Source organism: Paenibacillus sp. MAHUQ-63, assembly GCF_028765165.1.
GTDB lineage: Bacteria > Bacillota > Bacilli > Paenibacillales > NBRC-103111 > Paenibacillus_E.
The window spans coordinates 593756-616616 of the sequence record NZ_JARADB010000001.1 but is presented as its reverse complement, the minus strand read 5'-3'; the positions used below and the strand labels follow the sequence as shown (position 1 = coordinate 616616).

The 22861-nt window shown below is 51.8% G+C and carries 20 protein-coding genes; 14 read left to right on the top strand and 6 right to left on the bottom strand.

Annotation, left to right across the window (positions count from 1 at the left end):
- Positions 1-265 precede the first annotated feature (265 nt).
- Positions 266-721: an acyl-CoA thioesterase gene (locus PUT07_RS02565; protein ID WP_274466188.1), complete on the top strand. Its 456-nt coding sequence runs from the start codon at positions 266-268 to the stop codon at positions 719-721.
- A gap of 13 nt (positions 722-734) precedes the next feature.
- Positions 735-1130 (top strand): FxsA family protein, encoded by a 396-nt coding sequence (locus PUT07_RS02560; RefSeq protein WP_274466187.1) that lies wholly within the window; start codon positions 735-737, stop codon positions 1128-1130.
- A 49-nt stretch (positions 1131-1179) separates the two neighbouring features.
- On the opposite strand, the gene ytvI is transcribed toward PUT07_RS02560, so the two are convergent.
- Complete coding sequence (gene ytvI, locus PUT07_RS02555) at positions 1180-2316, bottom strand: sporulation integral membrane protein YtvI (RefSeq protein ID WP_274466186.1); 1137 nt, start codon at positions 2314-2316, stop codon at positions 1180-1182.
- A gap of 173 nt (positions 2317-2489) precedes the next feature.
- Here ytvI and PUT07_RS02550 point away from each other — a divergent pair, with 173 nt between their 5' ends.
- Positions 2490-4610: an RNA degradosome polyphosphate kinase gene (locus PUT07_RS02550; protein WP_274466185.1), complete on the top strand. Its 2121-nt coding sequence runs from the start codon at positions 2490-2492 to the stop codon at positions 4608-4610.
- Here the strand turns inward: PUT07_RS02550 and PUT07_RS02545 are convergent.
- Positions 4576-6111, bottom strand: coding sequence for a Ppx/GppA phosphatase family protein (locus tag PUT07_RS02545; protein WP_274466183.1), 1536 nt, complete (start codon positions 6109-6111; stop codon positions 4576-4578). The genes PUT07_RS02550 and PUT07_RS02545 overlap by 35 nt on opposite strands.
- 325 nt (positions 6112-6436) lie before the next feature.
- On the opposite strand from PUT07_RS02545, the gene citZ reads away from it, so the two are divergent.
- From citZ to PUT07_RS02520, 5 genes are all read left to right on the top strand, one after another.
- On the top strand, positions 6437-7549 hold the full coding sequence (citZ, locus tag PUT07_RS02540; RefSeq protein ID WP_274466182.1) for a citrate synthase: 1113 nt from the start codon (positions 6437-6439) through the stop codon (positions 7547-7549).
- Between the two features lie 217 nt (positions 7550-7766).
- Entirely contained in the window at positions 7767-9065 is a 1299-nt protein-coding gene (gene icd, locus PUT07_RS02535; protein WP_274466181.1) for an NADP-dependent isocitrate dehydrogenase, read from the top strand.
- Between the two features lie 55 nt (positions 9066-9120).
- On the top strand, positions 9121-10062 hold the full coding sequence (mdh, locus tag PUT07_RS02530; RefSeq protein WP_274466180.1) for a malate dehydrogenase: 942 nt from the start codon (positions 9121-9123) through the stop codon (positions 10060-10062).
- A gap of 335 nt (positions 10063-10397) precedes the next feature.
- Positions 10398-10826 (top strand): hypothetical protein, encoded by a 429-nt coding sequence (locus PUT07_RS02525; protein ID WP_274466179.1) that lies wholly within the window; start codon positions 10398-10400, stop codon positions 10824-10826.
- 157 nt (positions 10827-10983) lie between these two features.
- Positions 10984-11142: a hypothetical protein gene (locus tag PUT07_RS02520; RefSeq protein WP_274466178.1), complete on the top strand. Its 159-nt coding sequence runs from the start codon at positions 10984-10986 to the stop codon at positions 11140-11142.
- Positions 11143-11213: 71 nt separating this feature from the next.
- Here PUT07_RS02520 and yfbR read toward each other — a convergent pair whose 3' ends face one another.
- Positions 11214-11810, bottom strand: a complete 597-nt coding sequence (gene yfbR / locus PUT07_RS02515; RefSeq protein ID WP_274466177.1) for a 5'-deoxynucleotidase — start codon at positions 11808-11810, stop codon at positions 11214-11216.
- 21 nt (positions 11811-11831) lie between these two features.
- A complete protein-coding gene (locus PUT07_RS02510; RefSeq protein ID WP_274466176.1) occupies positions 11832-12965 on the bottom strand; it encodes a polysaccharide deacetylase family protein in 1134 nt (377 codons plus the stop codon).
- 78 nt (positions 12966-13043) lie between these two features.
- On the opposite strand from PUT07_RS02510, the gene PUT07_RS02505 reads away from it, so the two are divergent.
- The 5 genes from PUT07_RS02505 to PUT07_RS02485 all read left to right on the top strand — a co-directional run bounded on the left by PUT07_RS02505 (position 13044) and on the right by PUT07_RS02485 (position 20047).
- On the top strand, positions 13044-14594 hold the full coding sequence (locus PUT07_RS02505; RefSeq protein ID WP_274466175.1) for a fumarate hydratase: 1551 nt from the start codon (positions 13044-13046) through the stop codon (positions 14592-14594).
- 106 nt (positions 14595-14700) lie between these two features.
- Complete coding sequence (pnpS, locus tag PUT07_RS02500; protein WP_274466174.1) at positions 14701-16497, top strand: two-component system histidine kinase PnpS; 1797 nt, start codon at positions 14701-14703, stop codon at positions 16495-16497.
- Between the two features lie 96 nt (positions 16498-16593).
- The gene (locus tag PUT07_RS02495; protein WP_274466173.1) at positions 16594-17310 is read left to right on the top strand and encodes a response regulator transcription factor; all 717 of its coding nucleotides are present in this window, start codon (positions 16594-16596) and stop codon (positions 17308-17310) included.
- A 176-nt stretch (positions 17311-17486) separates the two neighbouring features.
- A complete protein-coding gene (locus PUT07_RS02490; RefSeq protein WP_274466172.1) occupies positions 17487-18785 on the top strand; it encodes a hemolysin family protein in 1299 nt (432 codons plus the stop codon).
- 179 nt (positions 18786-18964) lie between these two features.
- Positions 18965-20047 carry a Gfo/Idh/MocA family protein gene (locus PUT07_RS02485; RefSeq protein WP_274466171.1) on the top strand — a complete coding sequence of 361 codons (1083 nt, stop codon included), beginning with the start codon at positions 18965-18967 and terminating at the stop codon, positions 20045-20047.
- A gap of 29 nt (positions 20048-20076) precedes the next feature.
- Here PUT07_RS02485 and PUT07_RS02480 read toward each other — a convergent pair whose 3' ends face one another.
- The gene (locus PUT07_RS02480) at positions 20077-20955 is read right to left on the bottom strand and encodes an AraC family transcriptional regulator (protein WP_274466170.1); all 879 of its coding nucleotides are present in this window, start codon (positions 20953-20955) and stop codon (positions 20077-20079) included.
- A gap of 167 nt (positions 20956-21122) precedes the next feature.
- Here PUT07_RS02480 and PUT07_RS02475 point away from each other — a divergent pair, with 167 nt between their 5' ends.
- Positions 21123-21965, top strand: a complete 843-nt coding sequence (locus PUT07_RS02475; RefSeq protein WP_274466169.1) for a phytanoyl-CoA dioxygenase family protein — start codon at positions 21123-21125, stop codon at positions 21963-21965.
- 17 nt (positions 21966-21982) lie between these two features.
- Here the strand turns inward: PUT07_RS02475 and PUT07_RS02470 are convergent, their stop codons facing one another.
- Positions 21983-22852: an AraC family transcriptional regulator gene (locus tag PUT07_RS02470; protein ID WP_274466168.1), complete on the bottom strand. Its 870-nt coding sequence runs from the start codon at positions 22850-22852 to the stop codon at positions 21983-21985.
- Positions 22853-22861 lie beyond the last annotated feature (9 nt).

Here is a 22861-nt window from a genome sequence, read left to right as displayed (position 1 = left end):
GTAGCAATATCCCCCACAGCCCCTCACCCAGTAGTCCAGTAGCAATATCCGCCACAATCCCTCACCCCCAGCAATCCAGCCGCAATATCCGCTACAGTCCCTCGCTCTCACAGTCCAGTCCCAGTATCTTCACCCACACCGCTACTCGCCGACAGTGTCCCTCATCCCCAGTCAGCGCCCTCATCACCCCGCCTCCGCAGGAAATGAGTATCCCCCACACGCTATGGTATACTAGAACCATAACGATCTCTCAGGAGGAAACACCATGACTGAAGTACAATGGTTCGGGCACCAGATGCGCGTCCGCTACGCGGAAACCGATCAGATGGGCGTCGTGTACCATACCAATTATTTGAACTGGTTCGAGATCGGGCGGACCGAGCTTATCCGGGAATTGGGTTATCCATATCGCACAATAGAAGATAAAGGCTTGCTGCTGCCTGTCGTTGAGGCGGATATAAAATTTCTTAAACCTGCCCGCTATGACGACCTGGTCACGGTCTACACGCGCGTGCTCGAGAAGAGCAGTGTAAGGCTGCATTTTACGTACGAAATTCGCAGGGAGAACGAGAAGGCGGCAGCTTCGGCGCCGGATGAGCGGCCAGGGGATCTGCTCGTAACGGGAACAACTCGTCACGTCTGGGTGAATCCTTCTTGGAAGCCCATACGTATAGATAAGGAAGCGCCGGAATTATGGCAGCTGTTATCCAAGTATTCCTGAAGGGGATGAGTTTATGTTTCGAATCATTCTGGCGATCTTCATTCTTGTACCGGCGATCGAGATTACGTTTCTTATAATGATGGGACATCTCGTAGGCGGCTGGCTGACATTTGCCCTTATTATTTTGAGCGGTTTTCTGGGGGCTTATTTCGCCCGGAGGGAAGGGCGCAAAGTATTGGAGTACGCGCGATTCGAATGGTCGCAAGGCCAGCTTCCGGCCGGTCAACTGCTTGACGGCATATGCATATTCCTCGGCGGTATTTTATTGATTACACCTGGCTTTATCACGGACATTTTCGGTTTCCTGCTTGTATTTCCGTATACAAGGCCGATCTTCAAAGCGCTGCTGCTTGCTATCATTCAACGCCAAATCGGCAAAGGCCGCATTCATTGGATTAACCGAAGATAAAACCTTGTCCCGCCTGGCAGGACAAACGTAATAAAAGGCTCGGTCCCCCTCATTTGGGAGGCGCCGAGCCTTTCTGTATGTAAGAAGCGATATCGTGGAAAATTTTGGCCCTGTAGAAGGCGGAAATGAGTATGAGCGATACGGGACCGACGATCAATCCGAGGAGACCGAACAGCTTCAATCCGACGAACATGGCGATGAGCGTAGCGAGCGGGTCCAGACCGACGGAAGAAGCGAGTACCTTCGGCTCCATGATTTGTCGGGCTATGACGATGACGCCATATAGCACGCTGAGCCCGATGCCTAGGAAGATGTCCCCCTGAGCGAAAAATACATACAAAATCCAGGGCACCATAACAGCGCCTGTTCCCAGATAAGGCATCAAGTCGGCCAAGCCGGTCAACAGTCCGATCGTTATAGCATAGTCAACGCGCAGTACGAGCAAACCGATGATGACGACGAGCGCTGTCAAGGAGACGAGAATCAGTTGGGCTCGCATGTAGCCGAACAGCGCTTTTTGCAGATCGTTGCGGATCAGCTGCGTCGTTTTGACAATCATGTCCGAGAAAATACCTTTGTACCGCTGGATGAGAAGGTACCAGTCTTTGCTGATAAAGAACGTAGCCAGCATGACGATGATTGTTATTGTCGCAATATTCGGCAGGGAGGTCAGGAAGCGTCTGAGCGTATCGAACACGTAGCTGATAATGAATTTGCTTACGTCGGCGATGGAGCCAGCGGTAGATGAAAGGTTATTGTTGACCGTCTCTTGATATTTCGGGTTGTTCTCGAAAAACTCATTGATTTTCTCAATCCAGCTTTGAAAGGCGGTGGAATTGATGAATACGTTGAACTGTTCCACCCACCGGTTGATCTGCAGCTGCAGATTGTCGGCCAGCGAACCGAGCTCTACGATAATATTGGCTACTAGCAAAGTGATGGCCGCAGCCATGGAACCTGCGAACAGCAGCATCGATAAAGTGACCGACAGCCACCGCGGAAGTCTGAGCTTGAACTGGAAGAAGTTCACAAGCGGATTGAGCATAAGCGCCAGAATCCAGCCGAAAATAAACGGATAAATGAGCGGAACGATATAGTAGAGGGCGTATGCGATTCCGATGATAATCAAAGCCACCCAGATACCCCGGAAAATCTGATGAACTAAGCGCGGATTGAGGATTCCCATCGTTTATTCTCTCCTTGGTTCAGTTGTTTGTATTGTACCATGAATATGGATAAATGCGGAAACCAACATGCCTTTACAAAATCTTAATATATTAAAAGAGGGGGGCCTGCATTGTAGGTACTCCGGCCGCATAGTACAATGAAAACATAAAAACGAACTAAACTGGAGGCTTTATGAGTATTGCGCGAGAACCCGATCTGAAAGATGTGAAAGAGCTGAAGGAACAGAAAGAGATTTCGACCAAGTACTTAAATCGCGATTTAAGCTGGATCGAGTTCAATTGGCGCGTTCTGGAAGAAGCTCAGGATCCAAGTACTCCACTTTTGGAGCGTGTGAAATTTCTGGCTATCGTGTCCAGCAATCTCGACGAGTTCATGAGTGTTCGCGTCGCAGGACTCAAAGATCAATTGAAGGCCGGATATACCAAGAAAGATTTCACGGGATACACCCCTGCTGGACTAATTAAACGGATAATGAAACGCACATCCAAAATGGTGAACGAACAGTACAAAACGTACCGTGAAGTTACGAGACTGCTTACGAAGGAAGGCATCGTGTTTACCGAATACGAGGACCTGAATACGACGCAGAAGAAAGCCATGGACGCGTATTATCATGATATTATTTTCCCGGTATTGACGCCGATGGCGGTGGATCAGAGCCGTCCGTTCCCGCTTGTACATAATCATTCGGTTTATTTGGCTGTTCTGTTGGTCCGGGAAGGGGATGATCCGGAGGATGAGCCTTATTTTGCCATCGTTCAGGTACCGAGCAATTTGTCCCGCTATATTCCGGTCCCGACCAGACCGAACAGCAAGAAGCAGGAGTTCATTCTTCTGGAAGAATTAATGGAGCATCATATCCAATCCTTGTTCAGCGGCTATATTCCGCTGTCCGTTCATGGCTTCCGAGTGACGCGCAATGCGGATTTAACGCTCAATGAAGAAGGGGCGGAAGATCTGCTTGAGGAGATCGAGAAAGAGCTTAGACGCAGGCGCTGGGGCGCTCCGGTACGGCTTGAGGTGCAAGAAGGGATCCATCCTTATGCGCTGGCCCAGCTGCAGGATGAATTCGAAATCGAAGAGATCTTCGAAATTGACGGGCCGCTGGACATCACGTATTTCATGAAGCTGGCCAATACGCTGAACGGTTTCGATCATTTGCGTTACCCGCGGGTGAATGCGAAATATCCGGTCGAGTTCGAAGATACGAGCGATTTCTTCGACGTGCTGAAGCAGCGGGACGTTCTTGTACACCATCCGTACGAATCTTTCGACGCGGTCACGGATTTCATTGTGAATGCGGCCTACGACCCCAAAGTGCTCGCGATCAAAATGACATTGTACCGGGCAAGCGGCAACTCGCCGATTATCCAAGCGCTGGCCCGCGCAGCGGAGTCCGGCAAGCAGGTCACGGTCGTCGTGGAGCTGAAGGCGCGATTCGACGAGGAGCGCAATATCGCTTGGGCGAGAATGCTTGAGAAATCGGGCTGTCACGTCGTCTACGGTTTGGTCGGGCTCAAAACGCACGCCAAAATTACGCTCGTCGTCCGCCAGGAGGAGAATACGCTCCGCCGGTACGTGCACGTAGGCACGGGAAATTACAACGACATCACCGCACGGCTATATACCGACGTAGGGCTTTTCACTTCCAATAGCGTAATCGGAGAGGATGCTTCCGCATTGTTCAACGAAATTACGGGCTATTCGGCCCCGCATGACTGGCAGTCGTTCGCCGTAGCTCCAACTGATCTGAAGGATAAGCTCTTCGAGCTGATCGCCAGGGAGGCGGAGCATGCGAGAGCGGGCAGACCGGCGAAGATTGTGGCCAAGATGAATTCGATATCGAATCAGGAAGTCGTCGATGCGCTGTATGCCGCTTCGCAAGCCGGCGTGAAGATTGAATTGATCGTCCGCGGCGTCTGCTGCTTGCGTCCCGGTGTGCCGGGACTCAGCGAGAATATTACCGTCCGAAGTATCGTTGACAGATTCCTGGAGCACTCCCGGATCTACTATTTTCAAAATGGCGGGCTGGATGACGTTTACTTATCGTCGGCCGACTGGATGACGCGCAATCTGACGAGACGGATTGAATTGATGTGTCCTGTGACCGATCCGCAGATGAATAAACTGATGATTTCCATTCTGAGCGTCAGCCTGCATGACAATGTCAAAGCGCGCGAGCTCATGCCCAACGGTATGTATACCCGCATCAAAAATGAACTGACCCCGTACCGGAGCCAGTTCGAAGCGATGAAGATCACTTCCTGGAAAAAACTCCGGCTTGAATCTTAAGCTTGAGTCCCCAGGCTTTCTCGAAATCTTTGGTTACATTGGCGAGCTCTTTGAGCTCGAGGATCGGATTATGGACACACATGAGCTTCAGCGTCAAGTTCGCATCGCTCTGCGTTAAGAGCAGCTCCTGCACAGGCTGCGTCTCGCTGAAATCCAGGGCGATGGCCAGTTTGAGCAGCGTGCCCAGCTTCACGATTGCCGTTTCGTCGGATTCCTTCAGCAGGTCCTTGTAGACAAGGGCTTGTTGATGGGTCCGGCTTTTTGTTTTGTATGTGGCAATCAGGGAGGCCATGACGATTTCCCGGTGCGAGAACCCGTCGATCCGGGCATTCGCTATCATATACTGCGTATGCTTCTGGTAATGATAATAATGAACGGAGACGCCGATTCGGTGCAGCATCGCGGCGGCATGCAAACAATGCCGGCTGCGGTCATCCTGTTCCGCTGGAGAGCCAAGTTTGTCGAACAGCTGCATCGCGAGTTGATCGACGCGCCGAACATGCTTCTCCGCAGCATTAGGATGCAGGGAAAGCAAATTATGCAGGCTGGCTTCCAGAACATTCAGATAGACCGGCTGCTTCGGGTCGAACGTCTCGAAGAACAGACCGTCGCGTAGGCCGGATCCGCTGATGACGCAGCGGGATGCGCCGGCAGCGCCGAAGAGCGTATCCAAAATAAGAAGCCCCGGCACGATAATGTCCGAGCGTTCTTTGGAGAGCCCTTCCACCTTCTTGCGCTTCTCGATTGGCAGCTGGGACAGCGTAGTGACGAAGGAGCGGAGCTCTCCAGGCTTCAGCTCATAGTTATGAGCAAGCTGGAGCGGGTATTTGGCCTTCTTTTGGCTCATTTTGCCCAAGGTCCGGATCGTCCCGCCCAGACCGATCATCGGCAAATTCGGCGAGCTCCTGATCCAAGGATGGGCGGCAGCGGCCTCTTCAACCATGCGGCGAATGTCCGCGATTTCCTGCTCGGTCAGATTCGCATTCTTCATATGCTGCCTTGTCGTGTTGACGGCTCCGAAGGGGAAGGAGACGCTGCTTAGCACCTGCCGGTTGCGCAGCAGCGTGACCTCCGTGCTGCCGCCGCCGATATCGATGATGAAGGCGTCCCGAATGTCAATCGAGTTGACGACGCCCAGATAGCCGTAACGCGCTTCCTCGGCGCCGCTCAGCACCTCGATGCGCAGGCCCGTTTGCTCCTCCAGCAAACGCACGATTTCTGCGGAATTGGCCGCATTGCGAATCGCCGCCGTCGCTACCGCTCTTACCGTCTGGACTTCATGTACACGGCACAGCAGCGCATAATGGGATAGGACGGGAACGATAGAAAGGATATCTTTGTTATGTAAAGTGCCGTCATATCCGATCCGTTCGCTAAGTCTTGCGGAATCTTTATGCTCGCTTACGACACGGTAGGCGCCAAGCGCATTGATTTCATAAATCACGAGCCGGATGGAGTTGGACCCGATATCGATGATACCGATTTTCGTACAGCTGCTCATGGCATTGCTCCTTTTTCCGAGAAAATCTCTGTTGCATTGCCTACATTGTATCAATCCGGGACCCTCTCGACAAACTTTTACATAGGGACTGCATAATTCGGGGAAATAAACAAAAACTTGTATCGTGTGTTTTCAAGATGAGGAGCGATGAGGAATGGCGATGTAAACGCCACAAAGATTGTTTATGGGAGAGATAGCATATCTTTATGGTAGTGATAATGAAGTTTTATGTCCCCTTTTGTTCACTTACAGGGTAAAATACTTTATTATTGAAGTTAGGAAAAAAGCAATTTTTTGCTAATAGAGTAGCTAAGGAGAGATTCCCATGACTGCAACCAAAGGTTTGGAAGGTATTGTAGCCACGACCTCGTCGATTAGCTCCATCGTAGACGGAGTGCTAACTTATCGCGGGATTGATATTGATGACCTCGCAGAAAATGCGACATTTGAAGAAGTAATTTATTTGCTCTGGTTCGGCAAATTGCCTACCCAAGCAGAGCTTGAGAAGCTGCAAAGCGACCTGAACGCGTACAGCAAGGTGCCTGATGCGGTGATCGAACAGCTCAAAGCATTCCCTAAAGGCGTGAACTCGATGGCGGCTCTTCGTACGGCTGTTTCGGCGCTTGCGCTTTATGACGAAGAAGCGAACGACCTGAGCCAAGAGTCCAATGTGCGCAAAGCGATCAAGCTGCAGGCGCAAATCCCTGGCATCATCGCTGCTTTCGCCCGTATCCGCGAAGGTAAAGAGCCGCTGGCTTCCCCTGGATATTCTTCCGTGGCAGCCAACTTCTTGTACCAGCTGACAGGCAAAGAGCCGGATAAAGTAGCAATCGAAGCGTTGGACAAAGCGCTGGTCCTGCATGCCGACCACGAGCTGAACGCTTCCACGTTCGCGGCGCGCGTTACGGTTGCAACGTTGACTGACATCTACTCCGGGATCACTTCCGCAATCGGCACGCTCAAAGGGCCTCTTCACGGCGGTGCGAACGAAGCGGTTATGGCAATGCTGGAAGAGATCGGCACGATTGAGAACGTCGTTCCTTACATCAACGGTAAGCTAGAGCGTAAAGACAAAATCATGGGCTTCGGACACCGCGTTTATAAGAACGGCGATCCACGCGCGAAGCACTTGCAAAAAATGTCATATGAGCTCGGTAAATTGACTGGCAACCTGAAATGGTATGAAATGTCCGTGAAGGCAGACGAATTGGTAACCGGCCTGAAAGGCTTGAAACCGAACGTAGACTTCTACTCGGCTTCCGTATATACAACGCTTGAAATTCCACGCGACTTGTTCACGCCGATTTTCGCGATTTCCCGTACATCCGGTTGGACTGCCCACATTCTGGAGCAGTATGAGAACAACCGCTTGATCCGTCCTCGCGCCGAGTACACAGGTCCGGTTAATCAGAAATACGTTCCGATCAGCGCTCGCTAATCGGTATAGAGATAAGCTCAAGGTGCGGGCAGTTCGGTAGCCGGCTTCAGGACTTGGTGTCCCGGGGCATACCGCAACTCCCGTCACTTTTTGTGTGTTCAAATGCGTTTCACCGCTGCTTGCTGCGAGGTGTTGATTGTTTTAAGTGACCTCGTTGTAGTAAAGTAACTAGTGGAGTGTATGGCAGCAATGTACATAAATCTAAGGAGGAACTATCATGCCACAATTCGAAACTTATGAGCTTCCACAAGAAGGTCAAAAAATCACGATCGAGAACGGTGTTCTGCAAGTACCTAATAACCCAATTATCCCATTCATCGAAGGTGACGGTACAGGTCCTGACATCTGGGCGGCTTCCCAACGCGTACTGGATGCAGCTGTAGAGAAAGCTTACAAAGGCGAGAAGAAAATCGCTTGGTACGAAGTTTTCGCAGGTGAGAAAGCATTCAACAAATTCAATAACTGGCTTCCTAACGATACTTTGACAGCTATGCGCGAATACATCGTTTCCATCAAAGGACCTCTGACTACGCCAATCGGCGGCGGTATCCGTTCTTTGAACGTTGCTCTTCGCCAAGAGCTTGATCTGTATGTTTGTTCCCGTCCGGTTCGTTACTTCAACGGCGTACCGTCCCCAGTGAAACGCCCTGAACTCGTAGATATGGTTATTTTCCGTGAAAATACAGAAGACATTTACGCTGGTATCGAGTGGGAAGCGGGTTCCGAAGCGGTTAAAAAAGTGATCAAATTCTTGCAAGACGAAATGGGCGTTAAGAAAATCCGTTTCCCTGAAACTTCCGGTATCGGTGTAAAACCTGTATCCTCCGAAGGTTCCGAGCGTTTGATCCGCGCTGCTATCGAGTATGCCATCAAACATGGCCGCAAGACCGTTACACTGGTACACAAAGGCAACATCATGAAGTTCACGGAAGGCGCGTTCAAAAACTGGGGTTACGAGCTGGCTGAGCGCGAATTCGGCGACAAAACGTTCACTTGGGCTCAATACGACAGAATCAAAGAAGAGCAAGGCGTTGAAGCGGCGAACAAAGCTCAAAAAGACGCTGAAGCTGCCGGCAAAATCATCGTGAAAGACGCAATCGCGGACATCGCGCTGCAACAAGTATTGACACGTCCTACTGATTTCGACGTTATCGCAACATTGAACCTGAACGGTGACTACCTGTCTGATGCGTTGGCTGCACAAGTTGGCGGTATCGGTATCGCTCCGGGAGCTAACATCAACTACTTGACTGGCCATGCGATCTTCGAAGCTACACACGGTACGGCGCCTAAATACGCTGGTCTTGACGTTGTTAACCCTGGTTCCGTTATCCTGTCCGGCGTTATGCTGCTTGAGCACCTGGGCTGGTTGGAAGCGGCTGAGCTGATCTACAAAGGTATGGAAGCATCCATCAACAACAAAACCGTTACTTATGACTTCGCTCGTTTGATGGAAGGCGCGAAAGAAATCAAATGCTCCGAATTCGCGAACGAAATTATCAAGAACATGGCTTAATTGTTTCATATTGGGAAGGCTAAGGATATCTATAAACCATTAGGAGGTATTCACAATGGCAATCCGACGCAATAAAATCACCGTTGTCGGCGCGGGTTTCACAGGCGCAACAACCGCACTTATGCTCGCTCAAAAAGAACTCGGTGACGTCGTTCTTCTCGATATCCCGCAATTGGAAAACCCGACCAAAGGCAAAGCGCTCGATATGCTTGAAGCAGGTCCGGTTCAAGGCTTCGATGCGCAAATCACAGGTACGTCCAGCTATTCGGATGCGGCTGATTCCGACATCGTGATCATTACGGCCGGTATCGCCCGTAAGCCGGGCATGAGCCGCGACGACCTCGTGAATACCAATGCAGGTATTGTGAAATCCGTTTGTGAAAACGTAAAAGAAGTAGCTCCTAACTCCATCGTTATCATCTTGAGCAACCCGGTCGACGCCATGACTTATGTGGCTTACCAAACGCTCGGTTTTCCCAAAAACCGCGTGATCGGTCAATCCGGCGTACTGGATACGGCTCGCTATCTGACATTCATCTCCCAAGAGCTGAATGTTTCCGTTGAAGACGTCAAAGGGGTTGTTATCGGCGGTCACGGCGATGACATGGTTCCGCTCGTTCGTTACACATACGCCGGCGGGGTGCCGATCGAGAAGCTGATTCCAGCCGACCGGATCGAAGCCATCGTGGGGCGTACGCGTACAGGCGGCGGAGAGATCGTTAACCTGCTTGGTAACGGTAGTGCATACTACGCGCCAGCAGCTTCCCTTGTGCAAATGACAGAAGCGATTTTGAAAGATAAAAAGCGGATTATTCCTACAATCGCCCTTCTTGAAGGCGAGTACGGCTATGAGAACTTGTTTATGGGTGTTTTGACCGTTCTTGGCGGCAATGGTATCGAGAAAATCATGGATATCGAGTTAACGCCTGAAGAGAAAGCCGCGCTGGACAAAACGGCAAATTCCGTTCGCAACGTGATCAAAGTTGTTACAGGGTAAGAAGTGAGAAAAGCCAGCTCCTATGGATGTAGGGGCTGGCTTTTTGTTTGGCTGAACGGACCTGACCGCCAGAATGGAGAACAGCGACGACTCGCGGCCATCCGCATACCGCGTCAACTCCAACTGCATGTTAAGCGGCCAATGCAAGCGAACACGACGAGAAGATGGTGAACGTGCAGAGCAATCCTTGCATCAGGTTATGACAGATTTAGTCACATTTATATGTAGAAATGGTGAAAACCTCAGAATGATGACATCGCTTTCTTGTCCCCATGAAACGTATTCGGTATACTACATAAGAAAGATTATAATTTGAAAATTGCGGAGGTTGTAGAATGTATCAAGTTATGATTTTCTTACATGTCATTAGTGCCCTGCTGCTTGGCGCCTACGTCGTGTTCCCGTTCATTGCCGGACGTGCAGCTTCGCTGTCGGGTGCTGCCTTAGAGGGCTTCATGGGGCTGCTGTCATCGTTAAACCGCGTTGGACAATTCTCATTGATCGTTACTTTCATTACAGGGGGCGCTATGGTTTCCAAAGTGGAAGTGTCCGTGTTGTGGATGATCATTGCGGTCGTTCTGCTGCTTATCGTCGGGGCTGTGACAGGTATGATCGGCGGAAGAATTAAGAAGCTTGTTGCAAACAGCAAAGCTGGCGCAAACACGGCAACGGATGCTGCCAAAATTAAAACGTTTTCGTGGATCGCAGCGGTTGCCGTCATCATCGCCATTTTGATTATGACGAATCCGCAATTGCTGGCATAATGCCGGGAAATAAAAAAAGCTAAGCGTTTTTGCGCTTAGCTTTTTTGTTTGCGGTAGGGGGGCCATGGAGCTCCGTTCGGACCCCGCCGGTCGAGCAGGCAGCATAGGCGTTAGCGGGGGCTGGAGCTGCGCTAACGGACAGGGAGGCCCTTATTCGATGAAAAAGGGCCTCCCTCAAAATGTAACGGACACAGGAGCCGTTATTTGCTTCATCCGGGCTGTGTTCAGCCCTGGAATCGGCAAATATGGCCGCTGGTGTCCGTTAGAATCGAAGCGCGGAGCGCATCGCAGGAATAACGGCACCTGTGTCCGTTAGCAAGCAGAGCGAGCTCCCGCGGTTCTGGCGCGTCGGTGAGACGCGGGCTAATCCGCACGGACACCGCCATGCTATTCTTCTTGATTCGGATGCAGCGTAATTTCATCCAACGTTTTCTCGAACGAAGCGCTCATATGCTCAAGGAAGTAGTCGACCTCCGGCATGTTCATCTTCCGGAGGCTCTCCAGAATTTGCTGCTTGGCGACGACGAATTCGCGGTTGCCCGCCGACAGCTCCGTCAAGCATTTGATGTAAGCCTCGAGCAGATCCGCAGCTTTCACCCAGCGGTAGAGCTCAGGATCCGGCTCCTGAATCAAATTGCGGTAGGTGCCGCGGATTTCCGCCGGAATCGTCTCGAGCAGCCGCTCTACGGCTACATCCTCGATCTCGCGGAAGTTGCGCAGAATCTGCTCGTTGTTGTGCTTGACGGGCTGAGGAATGTCGCCGGTCAGCACTTCGGAGGCGTCATGGAATAGTGCAATGGAGACGACGCGGTCGGTAGGCACATTGCGGCCATACACCTCATTGGCGATGGTGCAGAGCATGTGCGCGATCGTTGATACATAGAATGAATGCTCGGCCACGGTATCTCTTCGCATGTTCCACATGAGACTCCAGCGATCGATATATTTGAGCCGGTATAAATAAGCAAAAAAATGATGATTCATGATGTCGTGCACTCCTTCAGATTAGTTGACGCTTGGCGCCACCCGCACAGCCACGCCTGTGGCAGGGGTGTAGACAAGCGGCTGCCCGATCAACGCGCTGAGATCGTCCAGCGCGATCGTCACCTGCCCGCTGCGGCGCAGCACGGGCTCCCGCAGCTTCACGCGCGCTTCGCCGCGCGCAGCGCTCGCCGCATTCACCTGCAGGGTGAATGCTTCTTGCCCAAGGCGAAGGCGCAGCGTACCGCCTTCCGCCTCCGAGCTGCCGCCGAGCTGCGCGATGGCGGCAGCCGCATCCACGCGCAGCGGGGCTTCGCCCGGCTGCGCCATAATTCTGCGCTGGATCGAGCGGTGCAGCAGCTCCGGCGTAATGCCGGGGCTGCCCGCGTTGATCCGCGGGATGAGCAGATGGTCCGCGCTGCGCGTGGCCATCTCGGGCGAGATCGTGAAGGCGAAGCGGATGCCCGCCTTCTTCACTTGCTCCGTCGCCTCGGGCGAGGTGATGCCGTACGGGTACGCCATCGTGTCGAGCGGGGCGTCGGTCAGGTCAGCAAGCTTGCCGATGCAAGCTTGCGTATCCTGCAGCACCCGCTGCTTGTACGCGTCGTCGCTCTCGGCGTCAAGCCGGCCGACGAGCGCGGCCTTGCCGCTGGGGAGCTTGTTGTGCAAGCTGTCCGTATGGCAGCCGACGTCGATAAAGTTCGTCGCGCGGGTCATCTCGCGGATCTGGTCTTTGGACATCGAAGGTATATAGGATGCCATGGGATCGGCCAAGTCATGCGTGATCACGAAATTGACCGCCGGAACGCGCAAACTGGTCAGAATCGGATAAGCGCCCGTATAGAAGCTCTGATAGCCGTCGTCGAAGGTGATGAGGACCGCGTTGGAAGGGACTGACGCTCCCGCCATAAACTGCTTGAATTCCGGCAAGGAAATAAAATGATACCCTTTGCTCAGCAAGTATTGGAGCTGCTCTTGGAAAAGCGCAGAGGTGATCGTGCTGGAGCTGGTATCCGTGTCATGAATATGATGATACATGAGGACTGCAACTTGATCCTGATAGTAGATATCTTGAGATCGTTTGGCCTGCAGCGGCGTTAGCAGCAGCGTGAGGCCTGCTAGGCACAGCAGAATCGTGATCCCGATTCTTTTGGACATGTCAGCGTTACTCCTTATATGATATAATTGATTATAATGATTATTATTTGCTAGTTGAGAGAGGAGCCATTTTCAGTCATGCAGCATTTTTATCAAAGCGTCTACGATTTGATCGTCGAAACGTCTACCAATCTACCAGGTGATGTACGCCGTGCGGTTCAAGCGGCAAGCGAGAAAGAAGACAAAGGAACCCGCTCAGCGCTTTCACTATCCCGTATTGCCGATAACATTCATATGGCCGAGTGCAACGTATCCCCGATTTGTCAGGATACCGGTATGCCAACGTTTATTATACACTGTCCGGTTGGAGCAAACCAACTTATTATGAAGAAGCACATCCTCGAAGCTGTCGCCAACGCGACCAAAGCCAGCAAGCTTCGCACGAACTCGGTTGATTCCTTAACCGGTGCCAACAGCGGGGACAATCTCGGACCCGGAACGCCGGTCATCCACTTCGAGCAGTGGGAACGCGACGATATCGAGGTGAAGCTGATCTTGAAAGGCGGCGGCTGCGAGAACAAAAACATTCAATACAGCTTGCCGGCTGAACTCGAAGGCGTAGGAAAAGCAGGGCGCGACCTTGACGGGATTCGCAAATGCATCATGCATGCCGTGTACCAAGCCCAAGGCCAAGGCTGCAGCGCCGGCTTTATCGGTGTGGGCATCGGGGGCGACCGGACGAGCGGTTACGAGCTGGCGAAGCACCAGTTGTTCCGCCATGTTGACGATGTGAACCCGCATCCGGAGCTTCGCAAAGTAGAGGAGTACGTAATGGAGCACGCCAACACGCTGGGAATCGGCACGATGGGCTTCGGCGGCCAAGTCACGCTGCTCGGCTGCAAAGTCGGCGTGATGAACCGTTTGCCGGCAAGCTTCTTCGTCTCGGTTGCGTATAACTGCTGGGCGTTCCGCCGCCAAGGCGTCATTCTGAATGCGGAAACGGGCGCAATCAACGGCTGGTCGTATCCAAGAGGCACTGAGGTTTCGTTCCAAGAAGCATTCGAGGCAAGCGCCGAAGCGGCCAAGAATGTGAAGGAAGAGGACCGTCGCGAGATCGTCTTGACGACGCCGATATCCGAAGAGCAGATCCGCAGCCTGAAAGTCGGCGATGTCGTCGTTATTAACGGGACGATGCATACAGGTCGCGACGCTTTGCACAAATATTTGATGGACCATGATGCACCGCTGGATTTGAACGGGGCGGCAATATACCACTGCGGACCGGTTATGAGCAAAGATGAGGCCGGCGAGTGGCATGTGAAAGCGGCCGGTCCGACAACGAGCATTCGCGAGGAGCCTTACCAAGGCGATATTATCAAGAAATTCGGCATTCGGGCGGTAATCGGTAAAGGCGGCATGGGGCCGAAAACATTGGCGGCATTGAAAGAGCACGGCGCTGTTTATCTGAATGCGATTGGCGGTGCTGCCCAGTACTATGCGCAATGCTTCAAGAAGGTTGAAGGCGTCGACTTCATGGAATTCGGTATTCCGGAAGCGATGTGGCATCTGGAAACAGAAGGCTTCGCAGCGATCGTGACGATGGATGCCCACGGAAACAGCCTTCATGCCGACGTTGAGAAGAATGCCCTGGAGAAGCTGTCCGCTTTGAAAGAACCGGTCTTTAAATAATCTTAACAAATAAAAACTGGATTAGGCACGGAAGAAAGGGTTACTATGTAGAGTAGCCCTTTTCTTTTATTTCACAGACATAAGTCTATCGGAGGCCAACTTTCATATGACCAAATTCCGTGCCAAATTGACGATTATTATGATTGTATTGATCGGTTGTTCGATGGGGATTGCCGGGGTCTTCATGGCCAAGGTGCTGGAAGATTCGCACATCCAATCCTTAGAGGAAAACATGAAACGTGAGCTCCAAGTCCTCTCAGCCATGGGGAATTGGAACAGGACGGGAACGGAGGCCGAACTCATTGCCTATTACACCGGGGAAGCGAGGCGGATCAAGTCCGTTACGGGAGAGCGCTTGACCTATGTACGCACAGACGGCAAGGTGATTGGGGATTCCGACCAGAACCCGGAGCAAATGGACAACCATTTGAGTCGGCCGGAAATTGTGGCCGCAGCGGCGAACGGTGTCGGTTACGTGACCCGGTATAGCGATACGATCAAAGAGAAAATGCTGTACGCTGCCATTCCGGTGAAGAACGATGCCCAGACGACGATCGGCTTCCTGCGCATATCGATGAGTTTGGAACAGGTGGGCGAATCGATTCGCAACCTGTGGTATTTCCTCATCCTGGGGTTAATCCTGCTGTTCTTGATTGCGGGCCTTGTCTCTTACCGGATTGCCAAAGGGATTACGCACCCGATCGAGAAAATGACGAAAGTCGCTCAACAAATCACGAATATGAACTATGAATCGCGCGTGCCCGCTTACAGCAATGATGAGGTCGGGCAGCTGGGGCTTGCCATCAATCGCATGTCCGAAAGCTTGCAGCAGCAGATGGCGCGGATACGCGAGAATGAACGCAGGCTCCAGGGCGTGATGGAAAATATGATGAGCGGTATTATGATGATCGACCGCGACGAGCGGATTATGCTGCTGAATCCTTCGGCGGAATATATTCTGGGCTTCTCCTCGCAGGAGCTGCTGGGCAAGAAATATAATGAAGCCAAACAGCAGTTTGAGTTTACGAAGCTCATCCAAGAATGCATTGAAACGGGAGAATCGATTCGGGACGAGATGATTTTCTATTATCCGGCTGAGCGGATTTTGGACATTCATTTAAGTCCGATCGCGCATGAAGACGAGGAATGGTCAGGCGTCCTCATCGTCATCCATGACATTACGGCCGTGCGCAGGCTCGAGCGGATGCGAAGCGAGTTCGTAGCTAACGTCTCCCACGAGCTGAAGACGCCGATTGCGGCTGTCAAAGGGTTCGCCGAGACGCTCCTGGCCGGCGCTCTGAACGATAAGGAAACGGCGGTTTCGTTTCTGCAGATTATTTTCGATGAGAGCGAGCGGCTCAACCGTCTGATCGGCGACATTTTGGAGCTGTCCAAAATTGAATCGAAGCGGATACCGATGAATTTCTCTCCGATCTATTTGCCGGAATTTCTGGAGAGATCGCTGAATGTACTGAAGAAAGAGGCGGAGAAGAAGCATATCGAGCTGACGATGCAGGTTGACGACGACGTGTATATCGAAGCGGATGAAGACCGTCTGCGCCAAATTATGATTAATTTGCTTTCCAACGGTATCGCATATACGCAGGACGGAGGCAAGGTCAAGCTGCGCGTCGAACCGCTGGACATCAATAGCGACGGTGATTATGAGCGTCTGCGTCTGATCGTGTCCGACACAGGGATGGGCATTCCGAAGAAAGATTTGCCGCGTATTTTCGAACGCTTCTATCGGGTTGACAAGGCTCGTTCCCGCAGTTCAGGCGGTACCGGACTCGGTTTATCCATTGTGAAGCATTTGGTGGAGCTGCATAAGGGCACGATTCGTGTGGACAGCGAAGTCGGAGTCGGTACGAAGTTCACCATCGAGCTGCCGGTTATTCACTAATTTACATGCGGATAATGTAATATTTACATTCTCTTTACAATCATGTGTTAAAATAAGGCTGTGCAATGTTAATAAACTGTAAACGCGGGGGTTCCCATGGCACAAAAAATTTTAGTGATTGAAGACGAGCCGACCTTAGCTCGCCTGCTATCGTATAATTTGTCCCAGGAAGGATATCACACGAAGGTCGTGGATCATGGCGGTGACGGGCTGCAAGAGGCGCTTCAACAATCCTATGATTTGATTATTCTGGATATTATGCTGCCTGGCTTGAACGGCTTTGAAGTGTTGGGCAAGCTGCGGCAAAAAGGGAATACAACGCCCGTTATCATATTAACGGCCCGCAATGCCGAGGATGAGGTCGTTCAAGGTCTCAAGCACGGTGCGGATGATTATATAACGAAGCCTTTCGGCGTTGCGGAGCTGCTGGCTAGAGTCTCTGCCGTGCTGCGCAGAACGCAATCGGAAGAAACGGCGGCAGACAAGCACGGAACGAATGAGAAGGTGATTCAGGCCGGAGAGCTTTTCATTTACCCGGAGAAGTATGAAGTGGTGCTGAACGGGGAGTCGATCCCTCTGCGGCCGAAGGAATTCGAGGTGCTGCTGTATCTCGTTCAGCGCCCCGGCGTCGTCGTGACGCGGGACGACCTTATGAACATCGTATGGGGCTTCGATTATATCGGAGGCCAGAGGACGGTTGATGTTCATGTCAGCTCGCTGCGTAAGAAGCTGGAAATGAATCAACAATCCGTTCAGATCGATTCGATTCGCGGGGTCGGATACAAACTGGTAGCAACGATTGTCAAGAAATGAGAGCCTTGGGTGCTGGTTAACGAGCTGCCCGGGCTCATTTTTGTGTCCGAATGATGAAACTTGGTAATAGTTGATTGATGAATAGCAAATACTGGTTATAGTTAACTATAAGGACTGTATACTGCGAAAATCGTGGAACGAAAGAGTCCTAGAAAATCGTACGAAAAGAGGTCGTTATGGTTATTAATTTGATTGTGATTGCGCTCCTTATCCTGCTCACTGCTTTCTTCGTTGCAACCGAATTCGCGGTCATTCGTATCCGCCCGAGCCGTGTCGATCAAATGGTCGCGGAAGGCACCAAGAATGCCCGCGCGGTACAATCGGTCGTCTCCAATTTGGACGGCTATTTATCGGCCTGTCAGTTAGGGATTACGATAACCGCATTAGGGTTAGGTTGGCTTGGCGAGCCGACAGTCGAGAAAATGCTGCATCCCTTCTTCGAATGGATCGGCGCAGGAGAACGTTTATCGCACTTCTTATCTTTCACAATTGCTTTCGTATCCATTACCTATATCCACGTCGTACTCGGCGAGCTTGCTCCCAAAACCTTAGCTATCCAGAAAGCGGAGGCTATCTCCATCTTTACTGCGCCGCTCATTATTTATTTTTATAAAGTGATGTACCCGTTTATATGGATTCTTAACGGCTCGGCCAATCAACTGGTCAAAGCGTTCGGCATGAAGCCGGCGACGGAGCATGAAGAAGCCCACTCGGAGGAAGAGATTCGTATCATTTTATCAGACAGCTACATGAGCGGGAAAATCAATAAGACCGAGTTCGGCTATGTGAACCGGATCTTTTCGTTCGATGAGCTGCTGGCGCGCGAGATTATGGTGCCTCGGACAGATATGATTTGCCTCTATGCCGAGAAGTCGTTGGCGGAGAACAAGAGCATCATTATGAAAGAGCAATATACGCGTTTCCCTGTGGCCAAGGGCAGCAAGGATCATATCATCGGCTTCATTAACACGAAGCAGTTTTTCTTGCGCTACATGGAAAATCCGTCTTTTGATTTGCATACGCTGCTTCAACCGATGATGACCGTTCCGGAGAGTATGCTCGTGAAAGTGCTGTTAAGGAAGATGCAGCAAGAGAATGTTCACATCGCCTTGCTGCTTGACGAATACGGAGGAACTTCCGGTCTCATTACGATCGAGGATATTCTGGAAGAGATCGTTGGCGAGATCAGAGATGAGTTCGATAAAGACGAGAAGAAGGAAATCGAACATTTAGGCGACAATCATTATCTGGTTGACGGAATCGTGCTGGTTAACGAGTTGAATTACTTGCTGGGTACCGACATCTCCGACGAGAATGTTGACTCCATCGGCGGGTGGCTCTACAGCAAGCTCCCGGAGATAGCGATTGGAGAGGAATGGCACTATCAATCTCTGACCTTCATTGTGCGTGAACGGGACGATCACCGGATACGTAAAATTGAGATCAAGAAAAAAGAAAGCTCCAAGCTGAGCTAAACGAAAATGAGCGTCTTAGGCCGGGCAAGTTCGGCGATGCCACAATCGCATACAATTACCGCCAGATTGGAAATTTTATTTTTGCAGGTATTTGTTATAATACGGTGATGTAGTACTAGTCCTGATCAAATGTGAGAACGATAGAGAAGTACATAAACACTATTTTAAGGAGGACACTCATGTCCAAAACGTATCGTATTGCTATTATCGGTTGTGGCGGGATTGCCAATGGCAAACATATGCCGAGCTTGAACAAGCTGAAAAATGTAGAAATGGTCGCCTTCTGCGATATCATTGCCGACAAAGCGCACGAAGCGGCCGCTAAGTACGGCAAAGGAGAGGCTCGCGTTTATGAGGATTACCGCGAGGTGTTGAAGGATGCTTCTATCGATATTGTTCACGTATGTACGCCGAACGACTCCCATGCGGAGATTACGATTGCCGCGCTGGAAGCAGGCAAGCACGTCATGTCTGAGAAGCCGATGGCGAAGTCGGCCGCTGATGCGCGCCGGATGGTGGAAGCGGCGAAGCGTACGGGCAAGAAATTGACCGTAGGCTACAACAACCGTTTCCGCAGCGACAGCCAGCATTTGCATAAGCTGTGCGCCGATGGCGAGCTGGGCGACATTTATTTCGCCAAAGCGCATGCGATTCGCCGCCGCGCGGTGCCGACTTGGGGCGTATTCCTCGACGAAGAGAAGCAAGGCGGAGGCCCGCTGATCGATATCGGTACGCACGCGCTTGATTTGACGTTGTGGATGATGAACAACTACGAGCCGAAGGCTGTTCTCGGCACGTCCTATCATAAGCTCTCGCAGCGCGAGAATGCAGCGAATGCCTGGGGTCCATGGGATCCTTCCAAATTCACCGTGGAAGATTCCGCATTCGGGATGATCACAATGAAGAATGGCGCGACCATTATTCTTGAATCTTCCTGGGCTTTGAATACGCTGGAAGTCGACGAGGCGAAATGTACGCTTAGCGGTACGGAAGGCGGAGCCGATATGAAGAACGGTCTGCGCATTAACGGCGAGAAGCATAGCCGCTTGTACACGACCGACGTGGAATTGAAGTCCGGCGGCGTAGCGTTCTACGACGGTGAGACGGAAAGCGCGCCGGATCTGGAGATGCGCCTGTGGATCGAAGCGATCGAGAAAGATACGGATCCGGTCGTAACGCCGGAGCAGGCTTGCGTCGTTTCCGAGATTTTAGAGGCCATCTATGAGTCTGCCAGAACGGGAAAAGCTGTCTATTTCGAGTAAGTGAATCCGGTATCCCCTTGGTTCGAGCGTTAAGCTCGGGTCAAGGGGATTTTGCTTTTGCGATGCTCGCCGGGGGTATGTCCGGTCCGTTTCTTGAATGTTTTGGCGAAATGGTGCAGGTCGGCGAAACCGCAATAGTCGGCGATCATTTCCTGGCTGAGCTCGGTATTGGTGAGCAGCTCCTTGGCATGATTCACCCGCATGTTGATCAAATATTGATGGGGAGAGATGCCGTACCGCTGCTTGAACATGATGCTGAAGCGGGAGACGGACAGATTCGCCCTGGCCGCCATGTCCTCCAGTGAAATTGGCTCGCGCAGATGATGGGAGAAGTAAGAGGTAATCCAGTCGAACGAATGCCCCCGGGTGCTCGGTCCCTGGTAATACGCTTCGAGCAGCGAAATGGCGATATCGGTCACGAAATGCTGGGTTTTCAGCTGGATGAGCGGATCCTGCTGCTCGGCCTGCTCAATCACCTGCAGGAGCGTTTCCTTCAATTTAAGCGGGTTGGCGGGCTGTACGTGCACGGGCATGTCGAGGCCATACAATTCGCGGATCGTCGGCTGCATCAGATGGCGGTACGCGGACAAATCAATTTGGCCGGGACGAGTCGGAAAGCTGAGCTCTCGCTGCCGGTTGTAACAGAGATCGAAATGAATGTAAGGCGTAACCGTGTTCGTTAGTCCTTCCAACGAGAGCAAGCTGCCGGGCTGAACCAGGCAAAATTGCCCTGCGGTGAACATGTATGTCTCCTGATCGACCCAGAACCGGCACGTTCCTTCTTGAATATAAACGAGCAAATAATCGAGCAGTCTCCGCTCCGGGTATGACCACGGCTTGCGGACGGCAAAATCGCTTTCTCTAACGAAGGGGACAATCGGATGCAGCTTTAATTTATCGCTCAGCATAGGGATCCTTTCGGCGTTTAAGGCAGGTTATTTTCCTCTATTCTAAACCTCAGGCGTATTCATAATCCAGTTGTTTTTGACAATAATATAACCTTGTTTGACAAAGAATTCTCGGGATTCTGCCACTATAATAAAGCTGTAATTATACAAATTAGAGGTGATCCGAGATGAGCATGCACGAAACAACCCCAATCGATTCATTACCCGCCTTGGAAGACAGTTACGCACTCACCGAGCAGCAGTTGGAAAGCTACAAGCAGAAGGGGCATATCCGGCTGAAGCAGGTAGCCGATACGGCGGAGATCAATGCCTATGAGCCTATCATCACCGGCATGGTGAAGGCGCTGAACTATCACGATAAGCCGCTTGAGCAGCGGGATACGTATGGCAAAGCTTTCATCCAAATCTCCAATCTGTGGGAAAAAAGCGAGGCGGTCCGCCGGTTCGTGCTGGCCAAACGCTTTGCCAAAATCGCAGCGGACTTAATGGGCGTTGACGGCGTGCGCATTTATCACGATCAAGCTCTGTATAAAGAGCCGCATGGCGGACATACGCCTTGGCATCAAGATCAGATCTATTGGCCGTTGGATACGGACAAAACGATTACCATGTGGATGCCGCTGGTGCCGATCTCGCAGGAAGTCGGGTCGATGACCTTCGCATCCGGCTCCCATGCGCTGGGCTATATCAATAAGATGGTCATTTCCGACGAATCGCACAGAACGCTTGCCGGATATATTGAAGGCAAAGGATTCGAAACGGTCTCGTACGGCGCTATGGCCGCCGGAGACGCGACTTTTCACGCGGGGTGGACGCTGCACAGCGCACCGGGCAATCCGACGGATTCGATGCGCAAAGTGATGACGGTCATCTACTATGCCGACGGACTGTCTATTGCGCAGCCGGACAGCAAAGCCCGCGAGAATGATTTGCAGACGTGGTTCCCTGGGGCCAAGCCCGGGGATTTGGCGGCAACGGAGCTGAATCCTTTAGTTTACAAGCGCCAATAGCTTAGCTTATGTTAAGGCTACCTGCCGGTTTGTTCCTGCTTGCGGAACTTGCCGGGGGGGAGTCTTTTTTCTTGCGTGAATGTATGGGTGAAATAATGAACGGAAGAAAAGCCCGTTGCTTCGGCAATTTCCTTGATCGACAGCTCGCTGGTCAGCAGCAGGTGGGCTGCTTGGCGTATGCGCTCGCTGCGAATGAAGTCGGTATAGGTTTCGTGGATCCCTTCCGAGAATAGGCGGGATAAATGGCGCTCCGACACATTCAGATAGGCCGCCACGTCACCTAGTTGAAGGGGACCGGCAAGATTGTCGCGGATGTAGAGCTTCGCGCGCTGCAGCAGGACGTTCGTATTTTTGCGTTGGATGAACGGCTGGGAGCCGGCTCTACCGAACATGCTGAGAAAAGAAACGAGCAGCGTATAAGCAAGTGTCGGAACGGCTGTAATCGGCAGGCTGCCATGCCCTTCCCGGATCAGCATCGACCTCCACAAGAGCGCGGTCGGATGATGGTCTCCGTCATACAGGCACACTTCGGCATGCTCAGCCAAATCGTTAAAGGCATTCCGCATCGATTCGTCGCATTGGGATTCATCCAGCTCGAAAGCGACGTACATGATGAATAGGCCTTTCTGTGTGCGGATTTGGTGTGTGATGCCCGGCCTGGAGATGAAGTGGGTGCCTGCCCGCAGCGGATAAAGAACGCCTTGCTCCGTATATTCTCCTTCGCCGCCGATAATGTAACATACTTCGAAGAAGGAATGCTTATGGGGCTGATTATCGAACAGGCATGGATTAACGCCCCAGTATTGAATTTTGAAGCAGGCCGCAGGGCCGTGAATGACGGTAACCGCTTCATTCAGCATGGCGTTGGTCTCTTTGCACAAATACATATGCATCCT